Consider the following 1,259-nt stretch of genomic DNA (forward strand, 5'->3'; position numbering starts at 1 on the left):
TTTACAAACGGGAGTTCAGAGGGGTGGGGAGAGAGGGACGAACGACCTGAAGCACAAAAAGGAAACGGCTTTTTTTGAGTAATAAATCGCAATTAGCTGGAACTCCTTGCTAACGAGGACTGCCTTAAGGGCAGTCTCTCAGGCTTAATGCCAGGTAGGATAGTCTTTTTGCGATATAGTATTCTTTTTCTTGTTTTAAGTTACTTTAAAGTGTATAGTAAAAGTAACTTAAAACAAAAGGAGAATAACTATGCTGGAATTATTAGATTTTCACAAAAAAATGTATGACGCTAGATGGAATGGAGAATTAAATTCTAATACAGATTTTAGAGAACTAGAAGATGAATTTATGGAGATTGTTGAAAGAGAAGGTATTAATTTAGAAAAGGCTAATGAAATGTTAGAACAGCTTTATATTCCACCTTATAAATATAGTCTTTTACCGGAGCATTTAAAACATTCTAGATCAGCGAAGAAAGAGAGTGCAGGTAGACCGTCTATGGGTGTTACGAAGAAGGTTTCTGTGACACTTCCGAATGATATTTGGGACAAGATTCAAAAGGAAATAAAAGATCAGGAACTAAAATCTATGTCTGCTTATTTTCGTGAGTTAGCTTTGGAATCGGTTCGAAAGGGGGAAAAAACTTTGAAAAAGCTGTTGATTTATAAAGAAAATGAAGAATTTGTTATCGAAAATGTGAACTCCTTTAATCATGTGTTTAAAAGGAAATTTATTAGTGAACAAGGATTATTCGAGGGACTTCATTCTTACAAGCCAGTAATGGACGAGTATGAATTGGAAGTGTCGGATGACTTATGGCCAGTAGTTATGAATTTCTTAAATAGTAAGGAGTTTCAAGGATGATTTGCTCTTACTGTCAGTCGGAGAATGAACAATATGCTGAAAACTGTGGTTTTTGTGATGCTCCTTTGAAGAAGCAGCGACCAAAATTAAAAGATTATGTGTATGTAGATCAAGCAGAGCTTTCTTTTGGAGAGCTTTCGCTCTTTCATACGTATGATATTTTGATTTTGCTTCGTCTAGTAAGAGAAGAAAGAACAAAATGCTACAAACTGATGAGAACCGTTCAGAAGGCTCAGAATGACGTTGTAGTAGATTCTGATACGTTATCCTTTGCCGAACAAGAGTATAGGCGTTATACGGCTCGTATGAAGGTTTTAGAAGGTATTTTAATAGATCGCATGGGATACAAACCGAAAAGAGTGGATAATAAATTACTGGAGAGCCTTAAAACGAA

General features: G+C 35.7%; 2 protein-coding genes. Both read left to right on the forward strand.

Going from position 1 to position 1,259, the window contains the following annotated elements:
* Nucleotides 1-250 precede the first annotated feature (250 nt).
* The gene (locus tag ACFSUL_RS21300) at nt 251-865 is read left to right on the forward strand and encodes a hypothetical protein (RefSeq protein ID WP_377938373.1); all 615 of its coding nucleotides are present in this window, start codon (nt 251-253) and stop codon (nt 863-865) included.
* A partial coding sequence (locus ACFSUL_RS21305) for a hypothetical protein (RefSeq protein WP_377938375.1) occupies nt 862-1,259 on the forward strand: 398 nt, incomplete at its 3' end. The genes ACFSUL_RS21300 and ACFSUL_RS21305, both read left to right, overlap by 4 nt.

The organism is Bacillus seohaeanensis, assembly GCF_042684945.1.
In the GTDB taxonomy this organism is placed as follows: domain Bacteria; phylum Bacillota; class Bacilli; order Bacillales; family Bacillaceae_B; genus Rossellomorea; species Rossellomorea seohaeanensis.